Origin of the sequence: Maribacter sp., from assembly GCF_039968975.1 — a bacterium.
Classification (GTDB): Bacteria; Bacteroidota; Bacteroidia; order Flavobacteriales; family Flavobacteriaceae; genus Maribacter.
The window spans coordinates 1-1,846 of the sequence record NZ_JBDVOT010000125.1; the positions used below are offsets into that span (position 1 = coordinate 1).

Consider the following 1,846-nt stretch of genomic DNA (forward strand, 5'->3'; position numbering starts at 1 on the left):
AACCGTGGACAGAAGGTATTACCATTTCAACTAAATTTGAAAATGACAATCTAAACAATGTCTTAGATTCAATTCTTGCAGACACTTCGTTGAATTATTACATTTTAGAAACTCAAAAACGTATAATTCTTTTAGAGAACACCATAGTTTATGACCAACTACCTAATGGCTTTTTTGGTTACGAAGCCATTACTAAAAACAATAGTCTTTCACAAACAAAAGCACCTCAACCTACATTTTATACAACCAATATCAAAACTGCTCGTAATTATAACGTTGCCAAGGTTGGCAAAAGTGACCCAAGTAATTTACAAGAGACCTATAGACTTCAAGGAAGGGCAATCAATTCAAAAACAGGAGAAGCTATTCAAGATTTAGCCATACGTTTAAAAGAATCTAATCAAATTACGGTTACAGACGCTAATGGTAATTACAGTTTACAATTACCTGCAGGTTATAATGAACTTAGTTTACGAGCAATGGGTATTGCCACTACAGATCGTGAAGTTATCATGTTCAACAATGGTAATTTAGATTTATTAATGGAAGAGGGTTTACAGCAATTAGATGAAGTAGTTGTAGAAGCAGATGCATTTAAAAATGTCGAAGAAGCAATTACGGGAAGTGAACAAATAGATTCTGAAGAATCTAAAAATATTCCTTTAGTATTAGGTGAAAGAGATATTCTTTCAGTTGCCAAAGCATTACCAGGTATTTCATCTGCCGGAGAAGGCGCTATGGGTTTAAATGTACGTGGTGGCAAAACAGACCAAAACCTAGTGTTGTTAGACGATGCCGTTATATACAACCCACAACACTTTTTCGGAATCTTTCAAGCACTAAATCCATTTACGACAAAAGGTGTGGACATTTATAAAGGAGCTATACCAGTTGAATTTGGCGGAAGAATATCCTCAGTTTTTGATATAAGAACAAAAAACGGAAATGTAGAAAAATTTTCTGGTGAGGGGTCTATTGGTCCGGTTACAGCTAACTTGGCATTGGAAATTCCGCTAGAAAAAGAAAAATCTTCACTTGTTATTGGTGGTAGAGGTGCTTATGCAAACTGGATTTTAAAGTCTTTAGATGATGAATCATTAAGTAATAGTAACGCCTCTTTCTTTGACGGTATCGTTAAATATCACAATAAAATAAATGATAAAAATGAGGTAAAAGCAACAGCTTATTACAGTAGAGATGCCTTTAGTATTACATCAGATTCTTTATACAATTATGACAACCGCCTTTTCTCTTTGCGCTGGGATCACAGAATGAGTGATAAAACCAGTAGCGCCTTAATTGTTGATAATAGTAATTATGGATTTGGAATTGATTTTGATGGCGAATCAAATACCGATTTTAATTTAGATTACAGCATCAACGAAACTGAATTAAAATATAAGCTTGGCACAGTTCTCAACGATAAAAACAAGCTAGATTATGGTGCTTCTGCCAAGTATTACTCTGTTAATCCAGGGAGTATTAAACCAGATGGTAGCGAATCTGATATAAATGAACTTTTAATTGATAAGGAGCAAGCGGTTGAAGCTGCACTTTTTATTGGAGACGAAATAACCGTTAATGATAAACTATCTGTCAATTTAGGGGTGAGATATGCATTTTTTGCCGCTTTAGGTGAAGCTACCCAAAGAACCTACGAAGAAGGTATGCCAAAAAATGAATCTACAGTTCAAGATACCATAGCGTATTCAAGTGGTGAAAATATAAAAACCTATGGCGGTCCAGAAGCTAGAGTTTCAGCTAGGTATTTGTTCACTCCTGATTTTTCTGTTAAAGCAAGTCTCAATAATTCTTACCAATTTTTACATACGCTTTCTAACAACAC

The 1,846-nt window shown here is 34.7% G+C and carries 1 protein-coding gene; it reads left to right on the plus strand.

Features of this window, described 5'->3' with window-relative positions; all coding sequences use genetic code 11:
• On the plus strand, positions 1-1,846 hold a 1,846-nt coding region (locus ABJI11_RS08255), incomplete at both ends, for a TonB-dependent receptor (RefSeq protein WP_348351134.1).